This window comes from Pandoraea aquatica (assembly GCF_902459565.1).
Classification (GTDB): Bacteria; Pseudomonadota; Gammaproteobacteria; order Burkholderiales; family Burkholderiaceae; genus Pandoraea; species Pandoraea aquatica.
This window is the reverse complement of the sequence record NZ_CABPSN010000006.1, coordinates 238,696-262,665: the sequence shown is the minus strand read 5'-3', so window position 1 is coordinate 262,665 and position 23,970 is coordinate 238,696. Positions and strand designations below refer to the sequence as shown.

18 protein-coding genes are annotated in these 23,970 nt (G+C 63.9%); 7 read left to right on the top strand and 11 right to left on the bottom strand.

The window, feature by feature from the left end; genetic code table 11:
* Window positions 1-98 precede the first annotated feature (98 nt).
* Window positions 99-2,384 carry an arginine/lysine/ornithine decarboxylase gene (locus PAQ31011_RS20095; RefSeq protein WP_150577480.1) on the top strand — a complete coding sequence of 762 codons (2,286 nt, stop codon included), beginning with the start codon at window positions 99-101 and terminating at the stop codon, window positions 2,382-2,384.
* A gap of 84 nt (window positions 2,385-2,468) precedes the next feature.
* On the opposite strand, the gene PAQ31011_RS20090 is transcribed toward PAQ31011_RS20095, so the two are convergent.
* Window positions 2,469-2,753, bottom strand: a complete 285-nt coding sequence (locus tag PAQ31011_RS20090; protein ID WP_150577479.1) for a hypothetical protein — start codon at window positions 2,751-2,753, stop codon at window positions 2,469-2,471.
* A 37-nt stretch (window positions 2,754-2,790) separates the two neighbouring features.
* Between PAQ31011_RS20090 and gltS the strand changes: the two genes are divergently transcribed.
* Window positions 2,791-4,011: a sodium/glutamate symporter gene (gene gltS / locus PAQ31011_RS20085; RefSeq protein WP_150577478.1), complete on the top strand. Its 1,221-nt coding sequence runs from the start codon at window positions 2,791-2,793 to the stop codon at window positions 4,009-4,011.
* A gap of 89 nt (window positions 4,012-4,100) precedes the next feature.
* Here gltS and argH read toward each other — a convergent pair whose 3' ends face one another.
* From argH to ppc, 3 genes are all read right to left on the bottom strand, one after another.
* Window positions 4,101-5,498 carry an argininosuccinate lyase gene (gene argH / locus PAQ31011_RS20080; RefSeq protein ID WP_150577477.1) on the bottom strand — a complete coding sequence of 466 codons (1,398 nt, stop codon included), beginning with the start codon at window positions 5,496-5,498 and terminating at the stop codon, window positions 4,101-4,103.
* Between the two features lie 120 nt (window positions 5,499-5,618).
* Window positions 5,619-6,446: a gamma subclass chorismate mutase AroQ gene (gene aroQ / locus PAQ31011_RS20075; RefSeq protein ID WP_150577476.1), complete on the bottom strand. Its 828-nt coding sequence runs from the start codon at window positions 6,444-6,446 to the stop codon at window positions 5,619-5,621.
* Window positions 6,447-6,618: 172 nt separating this feature from the next.
* Complete coding sequence (gene ppc, locus PAQ31011_RS20070) at window positions 6,619-9,618, bottom strand: phosphoenolpyruvate carboxylase (RefSeq protein ID WP_150577475.1); 3,000 nt, start codon at window positions 9,616-9,618, stop codon at window positions 6,619-6,621.
* Between the two features lie 79 nt (window positions 9,619-9,697).
* Between ppc and hemC the strand changes: the two genes are divergently transcribed.
* Genes hemC through PAQ31011_RS20050 form a run of 4 tightly spaced genes read left to right on the top strand, consistent with a single transcriptional unit; the run spans window position 9,698 to window position 13,991 of the window.
* Complete coding sequence (hemC, locus tag PAQ31011_RS20065; RefSeq protein ID WP_150577474.1) at window positions 9,698-10,666, top strand: hydroxymethylbilane synthase; 969 nt, start codon at window positions 9,698-9,700, stop codon at window positions 10,664-10,666.
* Window positions 10,663-11,670: a uroporphyrinogen-III synthase gene (locus tag PAQ31011_RS20060; protein WP_150577473.1), complete on the top strand. Its 1,008-nt coding sequence runs from the start codon at window positions 10,663-10,665 to the stop codon at window positions 11,668-11,670. Before hemC ends, PAQ31011_RS20060 begins: the two co-directional genes overlap by 4 nt.
* Window positions 11,657-12,808 (top strand): uroporphyrinogen-III C-methyltransferase, encoded by a 1,152-nt coding sequence (locus tag PAQ31011_RS20055; RefSeq protein ID WP_174990208.1) that lies wholly within the window; start codon window positions 11,657-11,659, stop codon window positions 12,806-12,808. The genes PAQ31011_RS20060 and PAQ31011_RS20055 overlap by 14 nt, the downstream gene beginning before the upstream one ends.
* Before the next feature lie 10 nt (window positions 12,809-12,818).
* A complete protein-coding gene (locus PAQ31011_RS20050; protein ID WP_150577471.1) occupies window positions 12,819-13,991 on the top strand; it encodes a heme biosynthesis HemY N-terminal domain-containing protein in 1,173 nt (390 codons plus the stop codon).
* An 85-nt stretch (window positions 13,992-14,076) separates the two neighbouring features.
* On the opposite strand, the gene PAQ31011_RS20045 is transcribed toward PAQ31011_RS20050, so the two are convergent.
* Both PAQ31011_RS20045 and PAQ31011_RS20040 read right to left on the bottom strand, forming a co-directional pair.
* Window positions 14,077-15,318 (bottom strand): hypothetical protein, encoded by a 1,242-nt coding sequence (locus PAQ31011_RS20045; RefSeq protein WP_150577470.1) that lies wholly within the window; start codon window positions 15,316-15,318, stop codon window positions 14,077-14,079.
* Window positions 15,319-15,448: 130 nt separating this feature from the next.
* Entirely contained in the window at window positions 15,449-16,534 is a 1,086-nt protein-coding gene (locus PAQ31011_RS20040; RefSeq protein ID WP_150577469.1) for a hypothetical protein, read from the bottom strand.
* Between PAQ31011_RS20040 and PAQ31011_RS20035 the strand changes: the two genes are divergently transcribed.
* Window positions 16,527-16,880, top strand: a complete 354-nt coding sequence (locus PAQ31011_RS20035; protein ID WP_150577468.1) for a hypothetical protein — start codon at window positions 16,527-16,529, stop codon at window positions 16,878-16,880. The two genes, PAQ31011_RS20040 and PAQ31011_RS20035, sit on opposite strands and share 8 nt — an antisense overlap.
* 91 nt (window positions 16,881-16,971) lie before the next feature.
* Here the strand turns inward: PAQ31011_RS20035 and PAQ31011_RS20030 are convergent, their stop codons facing one another.
* From PAQ31011_RS20030 to PAQ31011_RS20010, 5 genes are all read right to left on the bottom strand, one after another.
* Entirely contained in the window at window positions 16,972-17,916 is a 945-nt protein-coding gene (locus tag PAQ31011_RS20030; protein ID WP_150577467.1) for a hypothetical protein, read from the bottom strand.
* A 426-nt stretch (window positions 17,917-18,342) separates the two neighbouring features.
* Entirely contained in the window at window positions 18,343-19,854 is a 1,512-nt protein-coding gene (locus tag PAQ31011_RS20025) for an MDR family MFS transporter (RefSeq protein WP_150577466.1), read from the bottom strand.
* A gap of 238 nt (window positions 19,855-20,092) precedes the next feature.
* A complete protein-coding gene (locus PAQ31011_RS20020) occupies window positions 20,093-21,409 on the bottom strand; it encodes an MFS transporter (protein ID WP_233328374.1) in 1,317 nt (438 codons plus the stop codon).
* Window positions 21,410-21,520: 111 nt separating this feature from the next.
* A complete protein-coding gene (locus tag PAQ31011_RS20015; RefSeq protein WP_150577465.1) occupies window positions 21,521-22,279 on the bottom strand; it encodes an SDR family oxidoreductase in 759 nt (252 codons plus the stop codon).
* A gap of 51 nt (window positions 22,280-22,330) precedes the next feature.
* Window positions 22,331-23,824: an aldehyde dehydrogenase family protein gene (locus tag PAQ31011_RS20010; protein ID WP_425495122.1), complete on the bottom strand. Its 1,494-nt coding sequence runs from the start codon at window positions 23,822-23,824 to the stop codon at window positions 22,331-22,333.
* Window positions 23,825-23,970: the final 146 nt, after the last annotated feature.

The window sequence follows — 23,970 nt, the reverse complement described above, 5'->3', positions numbered from 1 at the left end:
GCTCGTTACTCGCCGCCGGTGAGCACCCCACACATCGCAATGCCCCAGAGCCACGGCCATGTCGGACCGTGGCTCGTTCTTTTGTCGAAGGAACGCCAATGAAATTCCGTTTTCCGATCGTCATCATCGACGAGGACTTCCGCTCCGAAAACATCTCCGGGTCCGGGATTCGCTCTTTGGCGGAGGCTATCGAAGCCGAGGGCATGGAGGTCAACGGCCTCACCAGCTACGGCGACCTGACCTCGTTTGCGCAGCAGGCGAGCCGCGCGTCGAGCTTCATCCTGTCCATCGACGACGACGAGTTCGGCACGTTCTCGAGCGAAGCGGGCGGTGAAGGCGAGGGCGAACTCGCACTGGCCATCATCAACCTGCGTGCCTTCGTGCAGGAAGTGCGCCGTCGCAATCCGGACATTCCGATTTTCCTGTACGGCGAGACGCGTACGTCGCGCCACATTCCGAACGACATCCTGCGCGAGCTGCACGGCTTCATTCACATGTTCGAAGACACGCCGGAGTTCGTGGCGCGTCACATCATCCGTGAAGCGAAGTCGTACCTCGACTCGCTGCCGCCGCCGTTCTTCCGCTCGCTCACGCATTACGCGGCAGACGGTTCGTACTCGTGGCACTGCCCGGGGCACTCGGGCGGCGTGGCGTTCCTGAAGAGCCCGGTCGGTCAGATGTTCCACCAGTTCTTCGGCGAGAACATGCTGCGCGCCGACGTTTGCAACGCCGTGGAAGAACTCGGCCAGTTGCTCGACCACAACGGTCCGGTGGGCGCATCCGAGCGCAACGCTGCGCGCATCTTCAACGCCGATCACCTCTTCTTCGTGACGAACGGTACGTCGACGTCGAACAAGATCGTCTGGCACGCGACCGTCGCGCCGGGCGATATCGTCGTGGTCGACCGTAACTGCCACAAGTCGATCCTGCACGCGATCACGATGACGGGCGCAGTGCCGGTGTTCCTCACGCCGACGCGTAACCACCTCGGCATCATCGGTCCGATCCCGAAGTCGGAATTCGAGCCGGACGTTATTCGCGCCAAGATCGAAGCGAACCCGTTCGCCCGCGAAGTGCTGGAGCGCGACCCGAACGCCAAGCCGCGCATTCTGACGATCACGCAAAGCACGTATGACGGCGTGATCTACAACGTCGAAATGATCAAGGACGTGCTGGGCAACAACATCGACACGCTGCACTTCGACGAAGCCTGGCTGCCGCACGCGGCGTTCCACGAGTTTTACCGCGACATGCACGCCATCGGCGAAGGCCGTCCGCGCTCGTCGGAAGCGACCATCTACGCCACGCACTCCACGCACAAGCTGCTCGCGGGGATTTCGCAGGCGTCGCAGATCGTGGTGCAGGAATCCGAAGCGCACACGTTCGATACCTATCGTTTCAACGAAGCGTATCTGATGCACACGTCGACCTCGCCGCAGTACGCGATCATCGCGTCGTGCGACGTGGCCGCTGCCATGATGGAGCCGCCGGGCGGCACGGCGCTGGTCGAAGAGTCGATTGTCGAAGCGCTCGATTTCCGCCGTGCCATGCGCAAGGTGGACCTGGAGTACGGCGATTCGTGGTGGTTCTCGGTCTGGGGCCCGGAGAATCTGGGCGACGAAGGCCCGATCCAGCGCGAGGACTGGGTGCTGCGGGCGAACGACCGCTGGCACGGCTTCGGCGATCTGGCCGACGGTTTCAACATGCTCGACCCGATCAAGGCGACGATCATCACGCCAGGGCTGGACGTGGGCGGGGAGTTCGGCGAAAGCGGCATTCCGGCGGCTATCGTGACGAAGTACCTCGCCGAGCACGGCATCATCGTGGAGAAGACCGGCCTGTACTCGTTCTTCATCATGTTCACCATCGGCATTACCAAGGGCCGTTGGAACTCGATGCTGACCGAGTTGCAGCAGTTCAAGGACGACTACGATCACAACCGTCCGCTGTGGCGTGTGCTGCCGGAGTTCGTGGCGCAGTTCCCGCGCTACGAGCGCATCGGTCTGCGCGATCTGTGCGATCAGATCCACAGCGTGTACAAGGCGAACGACGTGGCGCGCGTGACGACCGAGATGTACCTCTCGGACATGCAGCCGGCGATGAAGCCGACGGACGCCTTCTCGAAGCTGGCGCACCGCCAGATCGACCGGGTGCCGATCGACGAACTCGAAGGCCGCGTCACGAGCGTGCTGCTCACGCCGTACCCGCCGGGCATTCCGCTGTTGATCCCGGGCGAGCGCTTCAACGCCGCGATCATCGAATACCTGCGTTTCGCACGCGACTTCAACGAGCGCTTCCCCGGCTTCCACACCGATATTCACGGTCTGGTGGTCGAGGAAGTCGATGGCCGTCCCGAGTACTTCGTGGACTGCGTGCGACAGTAAGCGCATTCGGCATTCGGTAGTCTGCAATACGTCGGACCGCTGCGAGGCGAGTCCGGCGCGGCCTGCACCTTCGGTCGACGAGCGTCAGAAAAGTGCGGCCCCATGTGAAAGCATGGGGCCGTTTTTTTTGGGCCGGGCGAGCGTGGTTGTGGCGTCGCTGCTCATACGCCTATTGCTGATGTGCAACTCGCGTAATTCGCCCATGGGCGATGCGATTGCAACGTCAATCGCAAGAAATTTCCATAAACATCTATGAATTGCCGCGAAAATCTCGCAAACATCCGTGGCATCGCCTAAAACGGCAAATTGGTGGCAAAACTCGAACACGTCACTTTTGGGATTTCTCCCATCATTTTCTTGGGATGGCATTGCTACACTCGTCGCATTTTTCGAGCGGGGAAAGGTCATGGACGTCACGAGGGAACTGGTGTTCAGCACCTACGGCACACTCGTCTGTGCCACGTTGGTGTTGCTGCTGGGGCGCAAGCTCGTCGAATGGATCGCGCCGCTGCGCACGTACAGCATCCCCGAGCCGGTAGCGGCGGGCCTGCTGGTGGCGCTCGGTACGCTGGCGCTGCGTCAGTTCGGTCACTTCGAACTGCGATTCGACACCTCGCTGCAAGGCCCGCTGATGCTGGCGTTCTTCGCGACCATCGGCCTCTCGGCGAATCTCGCGAGCCTGCGCGCGGGCGGCAAGCAACTGGTGCTTTTCGTCGGTGTCGTGGCCGGCATGCTGATCATGCAGAACGCCATCGGTGTCGGCCTGGCGGTCTCGATGGGGCTGGCACCGGGCATCGGCTTGCTGGGCGGCTCCATCACGCTCGCCGGCGGGCATGGCACGGGTGCCGCGTGGGGCGAGACGCTCACCACGCGCTATGGTGTGCAGTCTGCACTCGAAATTGCGATGGCGTGCGCCACGTTCGGGCTGGTGATGGGCGGCTTGCTCGGCGGGCCGGTCGCGCGTTATCTCGTCGGACGCCGTCTCGGCGGCAAGGTCCCCGGCCTTGAAGCGACGAAGGGGGCTGCACCGGAAGGTTTCGAGCAACCGCATACGGTGCGTCTGATCACGGCGCAGGCATTGATCGAGACGGTGGCGATGATCGCCATCTGTCTGCTCGGCGGCGAGTTGATCGCGGCAGGGCTGTCGGATACGCCGTTCGAATTGCCGACGTTCGTCTGCGTGCTCTTTACGGGCGTGCTTGTGCGCAACCTGCTGTCGCTCGTGCGTTATGAGGTCTTCGACCGTTCGCTGTCCGTGCTGGGGAACGTGAGTCTGTCATTGTTTCTTGCCATGGCGCTCATGGCACTGCGACTGTGGGACCTCTCGACGCTGGCCGTGCCGATGATCGTCATTCTCGTGACGCAGGCGGTGGCGATGGCGGCGTACGCGATCTTCGTCACGTTCCGGGTGATGGGCAGTAACTACGACGCGGCCGTGCTCGCCGCGGGGCATTGCGGCTTCGGGCTGGGCGCGACGCCGACGGCGATTGCCAACATGCAGGCGGTGACGGAGCGCTTCGGCCCGTCGCACCTCGCGTTCCTGATCGTGCCGATGGTGGGGGCGTTCTTCATCGACATCCTGAACGCGCTCGTCATCAAGGGCTTCCTGTCGTTGCCGTTGTTCTGACGACGCCAATCGTCCGCGCCATAAAAAATGCCACCCGAGGGTGGCATTTTTCATTTCTCGCTACTGAGCGCCAAAAGACGCCGAGGCACTTACTTCGCGAGCTTCGCGCGTGCTGCTGCAATCGCGCGCCGCACCTGCGCCGGCGCGGTGCCGCCGATGTGGTTGCGGCTGGCGACGGAGCCTTCGAGCGTGAGGTATTCGAAGACGTCTTCGCCGACGAGCGGCGAGAACTTCTGCAATTCGGCCAGCGAGAGATCGGCCAGATCGATGTCGCGATCCGAGCAGATCTTCACGGCGTGGGCGACGATCTCGTGCGCGTCGCGGAACGGCAGACCCTTCTTCACGAGGTAGTCGGCCAGATCGGTGGCCGTCGAGAAGCCTTGCAGCGCTGCGTTACGCATATTGGCTTCGCGCACCTTGATGCCCGGCACCATGTCCGCAAAGATGCGCAGCGTGTCGATCACGGTGTCGACCGTATCGAACAGCGGCTCCTTGTCTTCCTGATTGTCCTTGTTGTACGCGAGCGGCTGGCCCTTCATCAGCGTGAGCAGGGCGATCAGATGGCCATTCACGCGGCCGGTCTTGCCACGCGCCAGTTCCGGCACGTCCGGGTTCTTCTTCTGCGGCATGATCGAGCTGCCCGTGCAGAAACGGTCGGCCAGATCGATGAAGCCCACGCGCGGGCTCATCCACAGCACCAGTTCCTCCGAGAAACGCGAGACGTGCGTCATCACGAGCGCGGCGGCGGCGGTGAATTCGATGGCGAAATCGCGATCCGACACGGCGTCGAGCGAGTTCGTGCAGACTTCTTCGAAGCCCAGCGTTGCGGCCACGCGCTCACGATCGATCGGGTAGCTCGTGCCGGCGAGGGCGGCTGCGCCCAGCGGCAGACGGTTCACGCGGCGACGCACGTCGAGCATGCGCTCGGCATCGCGGCTGAACATCTCGAAGTAAGCCATCAGGTGATGACCGAACGTCACCGGCTGGGCGACTTGCAGGTGAGTGAAGCCCGGCAGGATCGTGGCGCTGTGCTGTTCGGCCAGATCCAGCAGCGCGCGGCGCAGGTCGCCGAGGTGCGTGCCGATGTTGTCGATCTCGCTGCGCAGCCACAGGCGGATGTCGGTCGCGACCTGATCGTTACGCGAGCGGCCCGTGTGCAGGCGCTTGCCGGCGTCGCCGATCAGGGCGGTCAGGCGGGCTTCGATATTCAGGTGGACGTCTTCGAGATCCAGTTGCCACTCGAACTGACCGCCTTCGATTTCACCGCGAATCTGCGTCATGCCGCGCTGAATGTCGGCCAGATCCTGTGCGCTGATGATGCCTTGCGCCGCCAGCATGTCGGCGTGAGCGAGCGAGCCTTCGATGTCGAACAGCGCGAGGCGCTTGTCGAAGAACACCGACGCGGTGTAGCGCTTGACGAGATCGGAAACGGGTTCGGAAAAGCGTGCCGACCAGGCTTCGCCTTTCTTGTGGAGTTGGGAGGTCATTGTCGTAGCGTGGCCAAACGTGGAACGTAGCGGAACCGTGGCAAAGCACGGCAAACCGCGATTATACAGCCGCCGCGCCCGGGCCACGACTGCCGGACGCGACGATCCTGTCCGTGCGGGTTAGCGGGACGTTGCCGCCATGGAGAGCGTCCAGATGCGCGGCGGGGCCGACAGGCACAGGCCGGACGTCGCTTCGTCGAACGCCGCACGTTGCAGCGCTTCGAGCTTCGCCGCGCGGGCAATGCGCTCGCGGGCCTGATGGATGCGTGCCAGACGCGTCGGGTCGTCGGGCAGGGCGCACAGACGGCCGAGGTCGTGCAGCAGCGACGTGCCGAGCTTGTCGAGCGCCGGACGCAGGCGCGTGCCGAGGTCTACCGGCTCGCCCGGCGCATGGCCGTCGCGTGTCCAGCGGGCCAGCAACGCCGTCTGCACGAGCTTGCCCGCGTCGATCTGAAGACGGAAGAAGGTGCGGGCCTGCGCGGGCGTGAGGCCATACTGCGGGGCCTGCTCGCCCATGCTGTCGAGCAACGCCTGTTCGCGCGCGGTGTCCTGCACGGCTTTGCCCGAGCCGTACTTGTTACGGGCGACGGCTTCGCTGATGGCCAGCCGCTTGAGAATGCCGTTCATCAGCGGATCGAGTACCGGGTCGACGACAGGGCGCGGCTTTGCCTCGCGTGACGGATGGGCGGGCGCGGCCGCCATGGCCTGCGACACCAGACGCACCGCGAAGCCGCGTACGCCATGCGGCGCTGCCGCCAGCGTGTGTGATGGCAGCGGGCGGGTGGTCGACTCGGCCAACGATGGCTCGGAGGTTTCGGTGGCTACGGCGGGGTTGGCGTACGCCACATGCGTAGCCGCACCCAGTCCCAGCAGGGTCGAAGTGACGAACAACGTTGCCCGTCGTGTGAAGGTTGCGCGCTTGGATCGCCCGATGGAATCGGTATGCATGATGGTTGCCCCCCGGCAATCTGGTCGAATGGGTCGAAATATAACGTCCTATCGGACGACTGTCGTTGGGGAGATTCCCAAGGGGAGGCACGCCGACCGGCCGTACGCCCTCATGCAAGCTGCCTGCACCGGCCGCGCAGACGAGGCCGGTGCAGGGGATCGCGACGTTGGGTCAGCCCGTATTGCGAAGGCCGGCCGCGATGCCGTTGATCGACAGATGAATGCCGCGACGCGCCCGCTCGTCCGATTCCCCGGCGCGGTGACGCCGCAGCAGCTCGACCTGCAAGTGATTGAGCGGGTCGAGGTACGGGAAGCGGTTCTTGATCGAGCGCGCGAGCATTGGGTTATCCGCCAGACGCTCTTCGTGCCCGGTGATCAGCGCCAGCGCCTGCGACGTGCTCTGCCACTCGCCGACGATCCGGTTGAACACACGCTTGCGCAGCTTCTCGTCGGCCACCAGCTCGGCGTAACGCGACGCCACGGCCAGATCCGTCTTGGCGAGCACCATGTCCATGTTCGAGAGCAGGTTCGCGAAGAACGGCCAGCGCTTGACCATCTGACGCAGGGTGTCGAGACGTTTATCGCGACCCGCTGCGTCCGCCTTGCTGCCATCGCCATCCAGATACGCGCTCACGGCGCTGCCGAATCCGTACCAGCCCGTGAGCAGCAAGCGGCACTGCCCCCACGAGAAGCCCCATGGAATGGCGCGCAGGTCTTCGATGCGTCGGTTCTTCGGATCGGAGAATTTGCGCGACGCCGGGCGCGAGCCGATATTCAGCTCGGCGATTTCGGCAATCGGCGTGGCCGAGAAGAAGTAGTCGGTGAAGCCCGGCGTTTCGTAGACCAGATCGCGATACGCGCTGAACGCGGTGTCGGAGAGCACCTGCATGACCTGTTCGTACGCGGCAAGACGCGGCGGCTGATTCAGACTCGGCAGTAGCGTGGCTTCGAGCGTGGCGGCGACGATGGTCTCCAGATTGCGGCGTCCGATCTCCGGGTTCGCGAACTTGCTGGCGATGATCTCGCCTTGCTCCGTCAGACGGATCTGCCCGTTCACGGTACCCGGCGGCTGCGACAGAATGGCCTGATAAGTCGGGCCACCGCCACGTCCGACGGTGCCGCCACGGCCGTGGAACAGGCGCAGACGAATGCCCTTTTCCTCGAACAAGTGCACCAGCGCCAGTTCGGCCTTGTACAGCTCCCAGTTGGATGTGAGGAAGCCGCCGTCCTTGTTGCTGTCCGAGTAGCCGAGCATCACTTCCTGCTCGCCGCCTTGCTGCGTCACGACGTTCGACATGCCGGGGATGTCGAAGAACGCCCGCATGATGACCGGCGCGTTGCGCAAGTCGGCAATCGTCTCGAACAGCGGGATGACCATCGGGCCGACCTTCGACGCGCTGGCTTTCACGCTATCGCCGCCATCGCTGTCGAGCGCGCCCTGGAAAAGCCCCGTCTCCTTTTGCAGCAGCATCACTTCGACCAGATCGCTCACGGTTTCCGTGTGCGAAATGATGTAGTTGCGCACTGCGCGCGTGCCGAAGCGGGCGCGGATGTCGCGCGCCGCCGAGAAGACGGCGAGTTCGTCGCGCGTGCGCTGCGAGTAGTCGAGGTACGGCGAGACGAGCGGACGCGCCTCGCGCAGTTCACGCAGCAGCAGCGCGAGCTTTTCGTTTTCGTCGAGCTTGGCGTAATTCGCCTCGACGCCGGCGTTCGCGAACAACTCGGCAATCACCGCTTCGTGAATGTCGGAGCTTTGACGCAGGTCGATGCTCGCGAGATGGAAGCCGAACACTTCGGCGGCGCGCACGAGCGGCCCGAGGCGCTGAGAGACCAGCGCGCTGCCGTGGTGCGCCATGAGCGAGGCGACGACCGTATTCAGGTCGGAGATGAACTCGCTGGCGTCGTGATACGGGCTGGCATTGCCGACGGCACCGCGATGCGGCACGTGGCCGACCCACTCGCGGGCGGTCGCGGCCAGTCGCGCGTACACGCCGATGAGGGCGCGTCGATAGGGTTCGTCGGTGCGGTGCGGCGAGTCGTCCGGTGAGCGGCGGGCCAACGTGAGCAAGGCGTCGCTGGCACCGGCGAGCAGTTGCGAGACGGACAGCTCCGCCCCCAGCAAGTGCACCTCTTCGAGGTAATGCGCGAAGATTTCCGTCGCCTGGCGCGTCATCGCCAGTTGCAGCGTCTGCGCCGTCACGTTCGGATTGCCGTCGCGGTCGCCGCCGATCCAACTGCCCATTTGCAGGAAGCGCCCCAGTCCCTCGGAGCGCACGCTCGGCACGGCGTCGTGCAGCTCGGCGGCAACGTCGTCGTACAGCGCGGGGATTTCAGACAGGAACGTGCTGCGGTAATACGACAGCGCGTTCTCGATTTCGTCGGCCACCGTCAGACGGGAGCTACGCAGCATGCGGGTCTGCCACAGCGTTGTGACGTACGCGCGCATCGAGTCGGTGTTGCGCGACGACTCACGCTCCGTGAGGGCGTCGTCGCGATGTTCCAGCAGACGGGCGATCTCGCGCTCGGCGTCGAGAATGCTCTTGCGCTGAACTTCGGTCGGGTGCGCGGTCAGCACCGGCACGATGAGGGCGCTGGCGAAGAAGGCTTGCAGCGTGGCGGGGTCGTCCCGCCCGGCGTCTTTCAGGCTTTGCAGCGCGGCGCTCAGGCTGCCTCGCTGGGCGCGGCTGCCGGCGAGCGCGTGCACGCGACGACGGCGGTTGTGGTGGCGGTCTTCGGCGATGTTCGCCAGATGCGAGAAGTAGCTGAAGGCGCGCACGACCTGAATGGCCTGCTCGTTGGTCAGCCCGTTGAGCAGCGTGTCGAGCGCCTTGGCGGCGCTGCGGTCGCCTTCGCGGTGAAAGCGCACAGCGTTCTGGCGGATGGTTTCGACCAGATCGAAGGCGTCGCTGCCTTGTTGCTCGCGCAGCACGTCGCCCAGCAGGCGGCCGAGGAAGCGGATGTCCTCACGCAGCGGCGCGTCCTTGTCCTCACGCGAGCGGCGCGTTTTTGGCGCGGCGGCGATGGAAGTGGACTTCTCCTGCCCGCTGGCTTTCCGGGCCGGGCGCTTGGATGGGGGGGATGAAACCGCGGCTGCTGCCTTCGCGGGGGACGTCTTGCCGACCGACTTGGCCAGGCCCTCTTTCGGGGCTTTTGCCTTTGCGCTGCTCTTCATGTCGCTCCTCTCGAGACCAGCCGTTCGGGCCGGTCAAGCGTGTTACCATTTTTTCTTTTGGTCTTCACGCGGTTGCTGAATGAACTTCGCTTCTCCTGAAACCCTGGTGATCGCATCGCGCGAGAGCCGTCTTGCCATGTGGCAAGCCGAACACGTGCGTGACGCGCTGCACAAATTATATCCGCAGTGTCACGTGAGTATTCTCGGAATGACCACTCGCGGTGACCAAATTCTCGATCGCTCGCTTGCGAAGGTCGGCGGCAAGGGCCTGTTCGTCAAGGAACTCGAACTGGCGCTGGCCGACGGCCGTGCCGATCTCGCCGTCCACTCCCTCAAAGACGTGCCGATGCAACTGCCGGATGGCTTCACGCTGGCCGCCGTGCTTGAGCGCGAAGACCCGTGCGACGCCTTTGTCAGCAACGATTACGACAGTCTCGACGCATTGCCCGCCGGGGCGGTGGTCGGCACGTCGAGCCTGCGCCGCGAGGTGAGCCTGCGCGCGCGCTATCCGCATCTCCAGGTCGCGCCGTTGCGTGGCAATCTGGACACCCGTCTGGGCAAGCTGGACCGGGGCGACTTCGCGGCGATCATCCTCGCTGCGGCAGGCCTGAAGCGCCTTGGGCTGGGCCACCGCATCCGCGCCATCATCCCGACCGAAGCGAGCCTGCCGGCCGCGGGTCAGGGGGCGTTGGGCATCGAGGTGCGCGCCGGACGTCCCGAAATCTTGCGATGGCTCGCACCGTTGCACGATGCCAACACTACGCTGGCCGTCAGCGCCGAGCGCGCCGTCTCGCGAGCGCTCGGCGGCTCGTGTCAGGTGCCGTTGGGCGCGTATGCCGAGTTCTCCGCGCAGGGCGAGCTGGCGCTGCGTGCTTTCATTGCGTCGACGGACGGGGCGACCGTGCTTCGTGCGCAAGGGGCTGGGCGCATTGCGCAAGGTGACGTCGCCGGTGCCGAGGCGCTGGGGCAGCGCGTGGCGCAGGAACTGATCGACGCGGGCGGTCTGGCGCTGGTGCCGCCGTCCGAGCCGAAGGACGCGGCCGTTTGACGTCGCGCGCGCCGCGTGCGCCGGCTCCGTCCTCTGCCGTCAATTCGTCGGCCGGCGCTGCGGGCACCGACCTGCGGGCCGTCGCATCGCCGGTCGCGCCGTGCGCGATCCTGACGCGCCCGGACGGACAGGCGCAGTCGCTCGCCGCGCGGCTGCACGCCGAAGGCATCGATACGCTCGAATTTCCGCTGTTGCACATTGCGGCGCAGGCCGATCCGGCCGCGCTCTCGGCGCTGGACGACGCGCTGCGTTCGCTGACGTCGTACGCGCTGACCGTCTTCGTCTCACCTAACGCGGTTGTCCACGCGCTGTCGCGGCTGGTGCATCTACAATCGGTCAGCGGTGCGACAGATGACGGCAAGACGACCGTGCGCTGGCCTGAGACGCTGCCGGTGGCCGTCGTCGGCCCGGGCAGTGCACAGGCGCTGGCCGAGGCTGGCATTGCGGCCCCGACGCATCGCGTGATCGTCCCGCCGGGCGGTCCTGAGGCGCGCTTCGATTCGGAAGCGTTGCTCGAACAACTGGACCTGCCGGCCCTGGCCGGTCGCCGTGTGCTGTTGGTGCGTGGGGACGGCGGGCGCGAACTGCTGGCCGACACGCTGCGCGCCAACGGCACGCAGGTCGATATCGTGAGCGCGTACACGCGCCGCGCCCCCGAGCCGGACGCCGCCGCATGGGCCGCACTCGAAGCCCGGCTGGCTTCACCGCTCGTCTCTGCGCAGCGGTGCGCGTGGGTGCTGACCAGCTCCGAAGCGGTGCGGCATCTGGCCACACTGTTGGCTGCACGCTACGGCACCCGAGACGGCGTGCATACGCCGGGCACCCCGCAGGTGCTCGCGCAGATCCTCAGTGCACCGTGCTTTACATCGCATACCCGCATCGCGGATGCCGCGCGTTCCGCGGGGTTTGATAGGATTACGCAGTGCGCGCCCGGCGACGACAACTTGCTGGCCGCACTCAAAACATGGGCGGATCCCATTCAAGTCAAGCATGACGACAGATAATCGCGTTCCAGAGTCTTCCCAGAACCCGTCGGCGTCGACCGGCCCGACGGCACATTCCACAGCGACTGGCGGTGCGACATACAGCACGGCCGGCAGCCCGCCTGCGTGGCAGCCGCCCGAGCCGCCGCAGAAGCGTCGCGGCTCCGGGGCGGCGCTGCCCTGGCTGCTCTTCGTGCTCGTCGCGGCGGGTGCCGGTATCGGCGGCTGGTCACTGAACCAGAAGCTCGACCGCGTGCAGCAGGAGATGGCGCGCCGTCAGCAAACGGGCGACGCACAGGTCCTGCAGGCGCAGGTACGCACCGCACAGGCGCTCGACAATCAGCGCGATCTTCAGAACCGGCTCACTTCGCTGGAAGGGCGTGTGTCCGACGCACGGGGCCAGCAGGCCGCGCTCGAACAGCTCTATCAGGAACTCGCGCATAACCGCGACGAATGGGTGCTGGCCGAGACCGAGCAGATCGTCACGAGTGCGAACCAACAGCTTCAACTGACGGGCAACGTGCGCGGCGCGCTGATCGCGCTCGAAGGGGCGGACGCGCGTCTGGCCCGCACGGGCGCACCGCAACTCGCAGGTGTGCGCGATGCGCTCAAGAAGGACATCGACCGTCTGAAGGCCGTACCGGCTGCCGATCTGCCGCAACTCACGGGCAAGCTCGATCAGGCGATTGCCATGATCGACACGCTGCCGTTGCAGGCCGAAGAGCAACGCGCCGCACCGAAGGCGGACGGCACGGGCCCCAGCGGCGCAGGCGAGACCGGCTGGACGGCGACGTGGCACCGCCTGAGCGGTGAAATGCTCGGCAGCCTGAAACAACTGGTGCAGGTGCGTCGTCTGGACGATCCGGACGTGATGCTCGTGGCCCCGGAGCAGGGCGCATTCCTGCGCGCGAACCTGAAGCTGCGTCTGCTCAACGCACGTCTGGCGCTGCTCGCACGCAACGCGTCGGCCGTGCATAGCGACGTGCAGGTGGCGGAGGCTGCGCTCGACAAGTATTTCGATGCCAAGTCGCGCCGCATCGCCGCCGTGAAAACGCTGCTCGATCAGGTCGATTCGGGCTCGCGCACCATCGAACTGCCGACCCTTGACGCCAGCCTGACCGCCATCGGTCAGGTCAAGGACGTCAAGGAAAAGCCGTAAGGAGCCGGGCATGCGAGGACTGATCTGGTTGACGCTCCTGTTCGCGGTAGCGGCTGGCTTCGCGGTGCTGGCCACGTTCAATCACGGACAGGTGGTCATGCTGGTGCCGCCGTACCGTATCGACGTGTCGCTGAACCTGTTTGTGCTGGCGTTGCTGGCGCTGTTCGTTGCGCTGTACGTGATCATTCGCGTGCTGCGCAACATCTACAAGATGCCGGAACGTGTGGCCGCCTATCGCAATCGCCAACGCAGCCGTCGCGCGAACATCGCGCTGCGCGATGCCGTGGCGAATCTCTTTGCGGGACGTTACACACGCGCAGAGAAGGCGGCGCGCGAAGCGGCCGAGCAGGACGACAATCGTGGCGTGGCCGCGATCATCGGTGCGCGTGCAGCGCATCGTATGCGAGAGTTTGCCCGACGCGATGCGTGGCTGACCGAAGCGCAAGGGGCGAATCTCGAAGAAGCGCGCTTGTTGCAGACCGCTGAGTTGCGTGTCGACACGCGCGATGCCGAAGGCGCGCTCGAAGCGCTGACGGAAATGCGTGCGCAGGGGGCACGTCGCATGCAGGCGCAGCTCGTCGCGTTGCGTGCGCATCAGCATCTCAAGCACTGGCCCGAGGTGCTGAATCTGCTCAAGGTGCTGGAAAAACGTGAAGCGCTGCATCCGGCACTGGCTGCGAAGCTCAAGCAGACGGCCAGCGAGGGCATTCTGCGCGACCATCGTCACGATGCAGATGCGTTGCTCAAGTGCTGGCAGGAATTGCCTGCCGACGCCCGTACGTCGTCGCGGACTGCGGACGTTGCCGCCGAACTGCTGATTGCGCTGGACCGTCCGCGTGAGGCGCGTGACATCGTCGAAGCTGCGCTGGCCGAGCATTGGGATGCACGTCTGCTGCGTCGCTATGCCGAGTGCGCCGGTGCCGATGCTTTGCCGCTCATCCAGAAGGCGGAAGCGTGGCAGCAACGTCATCCGAACGATCCGGATCTGCTCTACGCGCTGGGCAAGCTGTGCCAGCATCAGCGTCTGTGGGGCAAGGCGCAGACGTTCCTCGAAGGGGCGTTGCGTCACACGGACGATCGGCATCTGCAGCAGCGTCTGCATCTGGCGCTCGCGCAGCTCTTCGAAGGGCTGGGGCAGATGGATCAGGCGAATCGCCACTACCGGGCGTGCGCCACGGCGTGAATGTTGCCGGGCCGACATTTGCCTGGCCTAAACAGAAGTTCCTCAGCGCCCGCGTACAGCGGGCGCTGTCGTTTGTGCTTGCCGCCTACGCGCCGGCAAGCGTCTTCAAGGTGTCTCGGATTTTTGCCTTGTTCTCAGCACTAAAGAGTTCTGAGACGTTATTCGTCACGGTGAGGATCGCGGTTTTCCAGCGCGTTCCCGAGAGCGTTGTCGGATCCAGGTGCGATGCCAATAATTCGGTGACGAACACACGCGTGTCTTCCGACTCGACGCCCTTCAGAAATCCTTCAAGTGCGCTTCTCCGAATCTGATCATTTTCGAGCGAGAACGCGGTAGGGTAGTCGTAAAGGATCTTGGCGATGTCTGCATGAGCGCTAGCAATATCCCCCGACTGATCGGGAGGGTTCGACGAGAGCGCGTTGACAAACCTCGACATGTAGATAGGGGAAAAGAATGCATTGCTTTGCCCCACCTTGTCGAGCGCGTGCTTCCACACCTTGTAGCGATCGGTTGGCGGTGTCAGCGAAAGCTCGAATGCCACGATCCGGGCGGCGAAATCAGGGGCGAATTCCGATTCGACGGCATTGTACTTTCCCCATAGTCCCGAGATGAGCGCAACGCTGGTTTTCGGTCGATCTTCGATTTTGTTTGAGGCGAAACTGAGGATGTAATTCGCCGTTTCTAAATTGATGGCCTTGTCGTGGATGTTCCTAAAGAAATCTCTGACTCTGCTTTCTGTCGTGCCTTCATCGATCGGATCACCCTTGGGGGACACAAGCTCGGTCAAAACCTTCTCGGTCGCGATCATCGATGACTTTGCGTCCTTTTCCTGCTTGTTGCGTGGGAAATCCTTGATGAAATCAAAGAAAACACCCAGCGTTTTCGGGTGGAGCGGGGACGAGGCGTTGTGTGTTGTGAGAAAGAGCTGAGTCCATTCTTTCGAGAGGCGATCCGGCATTTGCCTTTTTATCGCCTCCAGCGTATTGCGAAGCCGGGTCAGCTCAGTGTTCGTTGGCTGGCCTGCGGCGGCCGTGCCGGGCAACGTCTCCGATGCCTGGCCTTCGCCCGACGTCATGCGCAGACGGTATGCGTCGCTATCTCCGCTCACACCTATGACACTCAATGAGACGGGGGCATCGGTGCTGCTCGCCGCGCGAGTGCCATTTCCCCCCGTTTCGATACTGTCGCCGGTCTGGGATACCCGATTCAACGAGGCGGAGATATCAGCCTCAATCGGGTCTCGCGGCGTGGTCGGGGGGGCGTTCGTTTCTTCAATCTCCGGAGCGAGGGTGTTCGGCGTGGGGAAGGCCTGGGGAATTTCCATCATGAACTCCTTGAGTTCGTTGGGAGGGATTTCATCGTGCGCCCCCCGTTGAGGAACACCTTTGCTTTTCGAACGCGATCCTGACCAGTTTTCGACGCCGTGAGCGAATCCTGAAAAGCCGCGCGGCGGGCGGTCAATCCATCATCGTGCCCTTGTATTCGTCCATCACTTCCGCGAGCGTTTCCGCCATCGTTGCGGCCAGATCGTCGAAGCCGCAGCGACGGCATGTCGAGCGCAGATCGTCGAGTAGCTGAGCGGATTCGTCGGGGGAGAACGTGAGATAAGCGAAGTCTCCGCGCGCCATGACGATCTCGATCAGGTATTCGAGCAGCGCTCGCGCTTCGCACTGGGGCATGCCGTCGATACGGTCGGAAATCGCATCGATGGCGTCGTACATGTCGGCGCTGTGCAGCCGTTGATCGGGGTGCACGATGGCCCGCGCGACCGTGGCCATCTCGCTACCTGGAACGGATTTGAGCAAGGTATCCGTGAGGTCGCGCCAGCCGCCGTTAATGACGAAATTGCGGGAGGCGCTAACGACTGCCAACGCAGCGAGTCGCTGTTCAGTCTGCGTTAGCAAACCGATGAACCGGGCCATCGGCACGAGACGCTGGGCTCGCGGACAGGCCTTCGAGCGTTCCACGGCCATGAGCAATTCGCCCCACGCAGCGGCGCGCTTGTCGGGGGCCATATCGGCAATCGCATGCAGCCGATGCGCGATCAGATGCTCGATGCTGGCAGACGTCGACGTTTGCGCGAGCGCCTGAGCACCGTCGCCGGATAACTTGTCGAACGTCAGGAGCATCGCGCGCGCCGCAATCGCTGTCCGGTCTTCGAAACGATAGGTCAGGGCGACGACGCGCTCGAACGCCGTCGTCCAGTGTTCGTGCTTCTGCTCGGCTTCCAGGCGTCGCAACAGGCCTTCCATCAGTTGATGCGCGTCGGCATAGGGACTTTTGTCGAGCACCGCTTCGATGGCGCGCGATTCCAGCGTCGCAAACCAGTCCGACGCCTGAGCCGCCGGATCACCCAGAATCAGCAGGGCTTTGCGCAACACGTGGTCAGGAACCGGCGGGCTGGCGCGATACGAGACGCCGGACGTCGACGGTTTGGGTTCGAGTGCTGGAATTTCGTGCAGGGCGGCAAGACGCTTCGAGCGCGAAAGATGAGGGGACTCGTCACAGCGGCCGAACGCCGTGGAAAAGTCCCGCTTGACCATGGGCAGTCCGGCGGTTGTCGTGTCGGTCTCCGAGGGGAGAACGTCTAACACGCTGGAAAGATCGCCGCGCCATTCGGCTCGCGTGACGGCGGACGATGGCACCGAAGGTGGTGCTGTCTGTGAGCGCTGCGCGTCAGATACCGGTATCGACGGCCGCATGAGCCATGGCGGGCTAAGCGGTCGTTGTAACGTCTGCCAGAAATCGCGCACAAAGGTTTGGGTGGGTGTACCGGGCAGCGACGCGCTGGAAGACGAGGCTGTGATGGTCGTTGCAGATGCCGTCGTTGCCGTCGTTGACGTATCGCCGTTGACCGAGACGTGGCCGGTCGGCGCGGTGGGGGTGTGACGCGATGTAGGGAACAAACGCGGGCTCCTGATCGTAGGAAAGGGAGCCCGCACTGTGCCGTGTTACCCGACGCAACACTTTGTCGCTTCGCTCAGAACCTTGCGGAATTGACCGCCTCGGCGAGTTGCGAGAGGCGTTCACGGATGACAAAGCCGGTTGCGGGCCCGAACAGGTCGAGGCGTTCAAGGAGTGCGCTGTGCAGTGCTGGCTGGAACGCCATACTGGTTTCGTCCGCAGTGTCCATAAGTGCGGCGGCGAGGTCCGCGCGAATGGATACGTCCTTCAGTGCTAGCAAGCTGTCGCGCGTCAATTGGAACGCGGCGGATATTTCGCGCAGTTTTGCCGCGTTCAGGAGGTACGCGGCAAGTCGATTCACCGCATCCTGACGTTGTGTCTGCGCCGCCGCGGGAATCTCGGTGATGGCATTGCCGAACATTGCAATATCGGAAGCAGCCGGCCACGTCAGAGCTTCAAGTTTTGGCATCGTGCTCGTCCATAGGTCGAACCGATCCTGAGGGCGGTGGTAAGCGATTGCCCAGGTCAATACGCGACGTTCGATGCTGGCGATGATCTCCTTTGAGAAATGACCAATGTGTTCCGTTACCCCCCATGTGACGAGATGCTGCTTGCCAGGAAAGTGGCTGTCCGCGTGATTGAGAAGCGCCTCCACAAAGATGATGGCGCTCGTTGAGTTTGTCATGCCGTTGAATACCGCGCCGATCTGGTTCGACAATTGTCCGGGAGCACCACTCGTCGCATAGAAGTCGTTCACGAAGTGGAGCAGGAACTGCGCGGCGGGCACCTGCTCCGACTCGGGCAGGTGAATCAGGGCGTCGGCGTACTGAGCCAGTCGCGCGGATCGAATGCCGCTGCCCGCCGTCGAGGCGTCGACTCTCCTGAAAATCAGTGCCAGCCACGCGTTGTAGCGCTTCTCCGCAGGCAGCCAACCGAGGCGATCTGTGTCGACGGGCGTGGAGGCGACAGACGGTGAGTCTTTAGCGCCGCGTCCGGGGGCGGGTTGACCGAAGTCCTTCAAAGCCGCTGCCCCCAACGAAAGCGCGACTTGAATATCGCTTCGCGATGAGTTTGGTGTGCACGGCGCGAGCGGTGCGGATATCCCGCCCCAAACGCGGTGCGCTAACCGGGTTGCGAAATTGCTTCCTGACGAGTGGCTTGCCGGAACATGCTGCACGTGGGAGAGTTCATTGGGCAGGCTGTGTGAGCTGCCTGACATTGATTGTGGCGACGCCGATTGTCCTGATTCGAACGTCTGATACGGCTGTTGGTTTGACGGTAACGCCCCTGACAGTGGCCCGGTTGGCATGACTAACTCCTTTTCTCAACAAGGTAGTCGTCACAATGCGCCCACTATCGGCGGTGCACGTTGGGAATCGTCGACAAAATGCGGGGAATGTCACGGGGATGAGCGATAGCTGCAAATCCCCGTGACCATGTAAGCGATCTACTCGATGGCAGTCGCTTCGTTGCCCGAGCTTTGGCGAAGCGGCAATTCCGGCAGTCGCGCGAGGGCGACGATGGCCAGTGCTGCGATCAGCGCACTGCCGCCGAAGAACGCGCCGAACGCCAGCCGCAGATGGTCCTCCATGCCGGCGGGTGCGCCGCCCGGGCGCAGGAAGTCAGTGAGTTCGCGCGGTGCGCTGCCGTTATCGCCCGCTACCAGCAGGCCGACAATCAGCGCCCCGAACATCGCCACACCGATCATCCCGCCCAAGGCGCGGAAGAACGCATGCGCAGCGGTTGCGATCCCGATGTCGCGTGGTGCGACGGCGTTTTGCGTCGCCACGGTCATGACCGGCATGGCCGAGCCGAAGCCGATGCCGACAAGGCCGAGGCAAATACCGATCACCGTGAGCGGCAGCGACTGCACGCCGAGCGCGATGATCGCCAGCCCGGCGAATGCCACCGGCAAACCGATCTGCGGCGGACGCTTGTAATGCCCCGTCTGACGCATGTAGTGCCCCGAACTCAGCGCACCGACCACGATGCCCAGCAACGGCAGGATCAGCATCAGCCCCGAGCTACTGGCCGACTCGCCGCGTTGCAATTGCAGATACAGCGGCACGTAAATGCCGATGCTGATGTTGACCATCATCACCAGCACGGCCATCGTCGACGTCATGCGAAACACCGGGTTGGCGAGCAGTGCGACGGGCAGCAACGGCTCGCGCACCGTGCGTTGATGGCGCAGGAACACCGCCCCGACGATCACCGTCGCGGCAACCAGACCACCAATTTCCGCCGACAGCCAGGCGTAGCGGTGTCCGCCCCACGTGAGTGCGAGCAGCAGGCAGACCGTCGACACGATCAGCAGCAGCGAGCCGAGATAGTCGATGCTCGGTTTGCCTTCGCGTCGCGGCAGGCGTCGCAGCGCGCGGTCGCTCAGATAGATCGCGAGCAGGCCGAGCGGAATGTTGATCCAGAAGATGAGCGTCCAGTTGAGGTACTGGGCGAACACACCGCCGGTGACCGGCCCGGCCACGCCGGAGACCGCGAACATCCCCGAGATATAGCCCTGATAGCGACCGCGCTCGCGCGGCGAGACGATATCGGCGATCACCGTGTTCGACAGCGCGATCAATCCGCCGCCCCCCAGCCCCTGCACGCCGCGCGCCAAAATCAGCGCGAGCATCGAGGGAGCGAGGGCGCACAACACCGAACCGACCAGAAAGACGGTCACGCTCGCGGCGATGACGACACGGCGTCCGAACAGATCGGAGAGCTTGCCGACGATGGGCGTGATCGCGGTCGACGAGAGCAGGTAGGCGGTGACGACCCAGGAGACGGCATCGAAGCTACCGAGGTCTCGCGCAATGGTCGGGAGTGCGGGTGCGACGATGGTCTGGTCGAGCGAGCCCAGAAACATGATGAGCAGCAGGCCGGTGAGGATCGATTTGACCTCTGCTGGCGTGAGCGAGACGCCGGCCGGCGTCGTCTGTGAGTCGTTGGCGGGCATGCGAGCGGATGAAGACGAATGCTTGGGGGAGCAAAAAACAAGCCGCCCCGGCAGGGACGGCTTGATTCACGCGAAACGTGCCAAACATGTTACTCCCGCAAACGCCACGCGGCCAGTCGCCCCGCAGCGCCTCGGTCTCGACGGTTGAGACGGCGTTTTGTCAGGTGATCTGTCTCGTTGGTCGCTGTCTCTCTGTCATCTCGCCGCCACCTTGTCGCCATCTTGTCGACTTTGTCCGCTACTTGTTCACCAGCCGTGCGGGCACCGCCAGCGTCAGCAATCCGCCCAGAATCATGAAGACGGTGAGCAGAAACATGCCGCTGTTGGTGCTTTGCGTAGCGTCCTTGAGAAAGCCGATCAGATACGGGCCGACGAAGCCCGCCAGATTGCCCAACGAGTTGATCATCGCAATCCCGGCGGCCGCGGCCGTGCCACCGAGGAATGCCGTCGGCAGACTCCAGAACAGCGGCAGCACGATCATGATCCCCATCGTGGCGAGCGTGAGCGCGACCATGGCGAGTTGCGTGTTGTGGCTCCACACCGTCGACAGGAACAGGCCGATCGCGCCGAGGAACGCCGGAATCGCGATGTGCCAGCGACGCTCGCCCTTCAGGTCCGAGCGACGGCCCACCACGACCATGGCGATGACCGCGAAGAAGTACGGGATCGCGGTGAGCAAACCGATCTGCAACGGATCGGTCACGCCGGTGCTTTTGATGATCGTGGGCAGCCAGAAGCCCACACCGTAAAGACCGATCACGAACGAGAAGTAGATCAGGCTCATCATCCACACGCGCGGGCTCGAGAACACCTGACGCAGCGGCAGGTCTTCCTTGGTGAGCACGTCGCTCGCGATGTTGCGCTCGAGCATCGACTTCTCGGCGTCGTTCAGCCACTTGGCGTCGCGAATCCGGTCGTCGAGCACGAACAGCACCGCAATGCCGATGATCACCGAGGGAATCGCTTCGATCAGGAACATCCACTGCCAGCCGGCGAGGCCGTTCACGCCGCTCATGTCCTTCAGAATCCAGCCCGAGAGCGGACCGCCGATAAGACCCGAGAGCGCCACGGCCGTCATGAACCATGCCGTCATGCGTCCGCGCCGCGAAGCCGGGTACCAGTAGGTGATGTAGAGAATGATGCCGGGGAAGAAGCCCGCCTCGGCCACGCCGAGCAGGAAGCGCATGACGTAGAACATCGACGGCGTGGTCACGAACATTGTCGCGCCGGAAATGATGCCCCACGAGATCATGATGCGCGCGATCCACACGCGCGCGCCCACGCGATGCAGGATCACGTTGCTCGGCACTTCGAAGATGAAGTAACCGATGAAGAAGATGCCCGCGCCGAGACCGAACACCGTCTCGGAGAATTGCAGGTCGCCCACCATCTGCAACTTGGCGAAGCCCACGTTCACGCGATCGAGATAAGCGACGACATAGCAGAGCAGCAGAAACGGAATCAGCCGCCAGCCGACCTTGCGGTAGGTGGCCGCTTCAAAGTCCGCCGAGGCCGTGTCGGCCATGGGCGAGGGGGGCGTCGGAACGCTGTTCATACGGATCTCCTCCGGTTTGACGTTGTGTTGTCTATCGTTATGTTGTGGTGCGACAACTACGGGTACTACGGACTGCTGGAAACGGTATGCGCGCAGATGGATGCGACGGGGCTAGATGCAGCGGCCGCCGTCGACTTCGAGACACACGCCGGTGATGAAGGCGGCGTCGTCGCTGGCGAGATAGAGACACGCGTTGGCGATGTCCTGCGGCGTGGAGAAGCGGCCGAGCGGAATGCCTGCGAGGAATTTGGCGCGATTCTCGGGCGTATTGGGCACGCCCATGAATTCGGCGGTCAGGCCCGTGTCGCCGATGACCGGATTGACGCAATTAACGCGAATGTTCTGCGGGCCGAACTCGGCGGCCATCGCCTTGCTCGCGGTGATCACAGCGCCCTTGCTGCCGTTGTACCAGACGAGGCCCGGGCGCGGACGCACACCCGCCGTCGACGCAATGTTGATCATCACGCCGCCGCCGTGTTGCTGGAAGTAGGGGATGACGGCGCGCGCGCTCCAGAAGATGCTCTTGACGTTGACCGCATAGACACGATCGAACTCGGCTTCGGTGACTTCGAGCAGTGGCTTGTTGCGGTGCGTGGTACCCGCGTTGTTCACGACGACATCCAGTTTGCCGAAGCGTGAGACGGCCTCGGTGAGCAGCGTGACGTGATCTTCTTCGCGGGAGACATCGCCGTAGACGAACGCCGCGCGTCCGCCCGCCTCAACGATCTCCCTGGTCACACGCTCGCCCGCTTCACGATTCAGATCGTTGACGACGACCGCCGCGCCCTCGCGTGCAAACGTCTTCGCAATGCCTTCGCCGAATCCCGATCCGGCGCCCGTCACGATAGCCACTTTCTGTTGCAAACGCATGCCTTGTCTCCGAAGTACGAAGGAAGCAAAAAGGAAGCAAAAAGAAGCGAATCACCCGTGCCGGATGGCGACGGTCTTGAGCGTGGTGAATCCGTAAAGGGCTTCGAACCCCTTTTCGCGGCCGTGACCGGAGTGCTTCATGCCGCCGAAGGGCAGTTCCACACCGCCGCCCGCGCCGTAGTTGTTGATGAAGACCTGACCGGCGCGAATGTCGCGAGCCAGACGCATCTGACGGGCGCCGTCGCGCGTCCATACCCCTGCGGCGAGGCCGTAAAGCGTGCCGTTGGCGAGTCGCACGGCGTCGGCTTCATCGGTAAACGGCATGGCCGCGAGTACGGGGCCGAAGACTTCTTCACGAGCAAGACGATGCGTGTCGGGGACGTCGCGCAGCAGCGTCGGGGCCTGATAGAAGCCCGCCTCCGGCGCACTGCCGACGACTTCGCCCTGCGACATCACGGCAATCCCGTCGTGCTGCGCTTCGGAGAGGAAGTCCCACACGCGTTGCTGCTGCTTCGCGTTGATAAGCGGGCCGAGGTCGAGATCGTCATGCGACGGGCCCACGCGCAGATGGGCGAACGCTTCGGCCAGTCGGGCGAGCACGTGCTCATACGCGTCGCGCTCCACCAGCAGGCGGCTGCCCGCCGAACAGGTCTGCCCGGCGTTCTGCACGATGGCGTTCACGACGACCGGCATCACGGCGTCCAGATCGGCGTCGGCGAAGATGATCTGCGGCGACTTGCCGCCGAGTTCGAGCGTCACCGGGGTGTGATTCTCGGCGGCCATCTGCGAGATCAGCGTGCCGGTGGCGGGCGAGCCGGTAAACGAGATGTGATCGATGCCCGGATGCTTTGCAAGCGCAGCACCGGCTTCGGCCCCGTAGCCCGTCACGATATTGAGCGCCCCCGGCGGCAGCCCGGCTTCGAGTGACAGCTCCGCCACGCGCAGCAGCGAGAGACACGCGTCTTCCGCCGGTTTGACGACGCAGGCATTGCCCGTCGCGAGCGCGGCGGCCACGCTGCGTCCGAAGATCTGTAACGGGTAATTCCACGGGATGATGTGTCCGGTCACGCCGTGCGGCTCGCGCACGGTGAACACGGTGAACCCTTGCTGATAGGGAATCGTCTCGCCATGCAGCTTGTCGGCGGCCCCGGCGTAGAACTCGAAGTACCGCACGATGGCGGCGGCGTCGGCACGGGCCTGTTTGAGCGGCTTGCCGGTGTCGCGGGCTTCAAGTTGCGCGAGTTCTTCCTGATGTTTGGCGAGAAGGCTGGCGAATGCGTAAAGCGTGCGTCCGCGCTCGGCGGCGGCGGTACGACCCCAGTCGCCGTTGAAGGCGGCGCGCGCCGCACTCACGGCGCGGTCGATGTCTTCGGCGTCGCCGCGGGCGATTTCGGTGAACGGCTGGCCGTCGGAGGGATCGATGACGGCAATGACGGTGTTGGCCGTATTGGCCGACAGTGGCGATAGCGGAGACATCGCGGAAACACCGCCGCGCTTGGCGGGGGCGACCCAGCGATTGCCGATGAAGTGTGTAGCTTCGGGCATGTCGACTGCACCTCGTGTGAAGGGTGGGGCCATTATCACTTAACTCACGAGAGCGTTGACCGTCGTATCGGTCACATCCGCATAAACACCTAAAGTGAGCGCATTGCAATTAAAGATATTTTATTGCAATTTTTTCTCGCCTATCC

Coding starts and splice junctions, on each gene's coding strand:
- PAQ31011_RS20095 (WP_150577480.1), top strand. CDS start 99: ATGAAATTCCGTTTTCCGATCGTCATCATCGACGAGGACTTCCGCTCC.
- PAQ31011_RS20090 (WP_150577479.1), bottom strand. CDS start 2,753: ATGCCATCCCAAGAAAATGATGGGAGAAATCCCAAAAGTGACGTGTTC.
- gltS (WP_150577478.1), top strand. CDS start 2,791: ATGGACGTCACGAGGGAACTGGTGTTCAGCACCTACGGCACACTCGTC.
- argH (WP_150577477.1), bottom strand. CDS start 5,498: ATGACCTCCCAACTCCACAAGAAAGGCGAAGCCTGGTCGGCACGCTTT.
- aroQ (WP_150577476.1), bottom strand. CDS start 6,446: ATGCATACCGATTCCATCGGGCGATCCAAGCGCGCAACCTTCACACGA.
- ppc (WP_150577475.1), bottom strand. CDS start 9,618: ATGAAGAGCAGCGCAAAGGCAAAAGCCCCGAAAGAGGGCCTGGCCAAG.
- hemC (WP_150577474.1), top strand. CDS start 9,698: ATGAACTTCGCTTCTCCTGAAACCCTGGTGATCGCATCGCGCGAGAGC.
- PAQ31011_RS20055 (WP_174990208.1), top strand. CDS start 11,657: ATGACGACAGATAATCGCGTTCCAGAGTCTTCCCAGAACCCGTCGGCG.
- PAQ31011_RS20050 (WP_150577471.1), top strand. CDS start 12,819: ATGCGAGGACTGATCTGGTTGACGCTCCTGTTCGCGGTAGCGGCTGGC.
- PAQ31011_RS20045 (WP_150577470.1), bottom strand. CDS start 15,318: ATGATGGAAATTCCCCAGGCCTTCCCCACGCCGAACACCCTCGCTCCG.
- PAQ31011_RS20040 (WP_150577469.1), bottom strand. CDS start 16,534: ATGGTCAAGCGGGACTTTTCCACGGCGTTCGGCCGCTGTGACGAGTCC.
- PAQ31011_RS20025 (WP_150577466.1), bottom strand. CDS start 19,854: ATGCCCGCCAACGACTCACAGACGACGCCGGCCGGCGTCTCGCTCACG.
- PAQ31011_RS20020 (WP_233328374.1), bottom strand. CDS start 21,409: ATGAACAGCGTTCCGACGCCCCCCTCGCCCATGGCCGACACGGCCTCG.
- PAQ31011_RS20015 (WP_150577465.1), bottom strand. CDS start 22,279: ATGCGTTTGCAACAGAAAGTGGCTATCGTGACGGGCGCCGGATCGGGA.
- PAQ31011_RS20010 (WP_425495122.1), bottom strand. CDS start 23,824: ATGCCCGAAGCTACACACTTCATCGGCAATCGCTGGGTCGCCCCCGCC.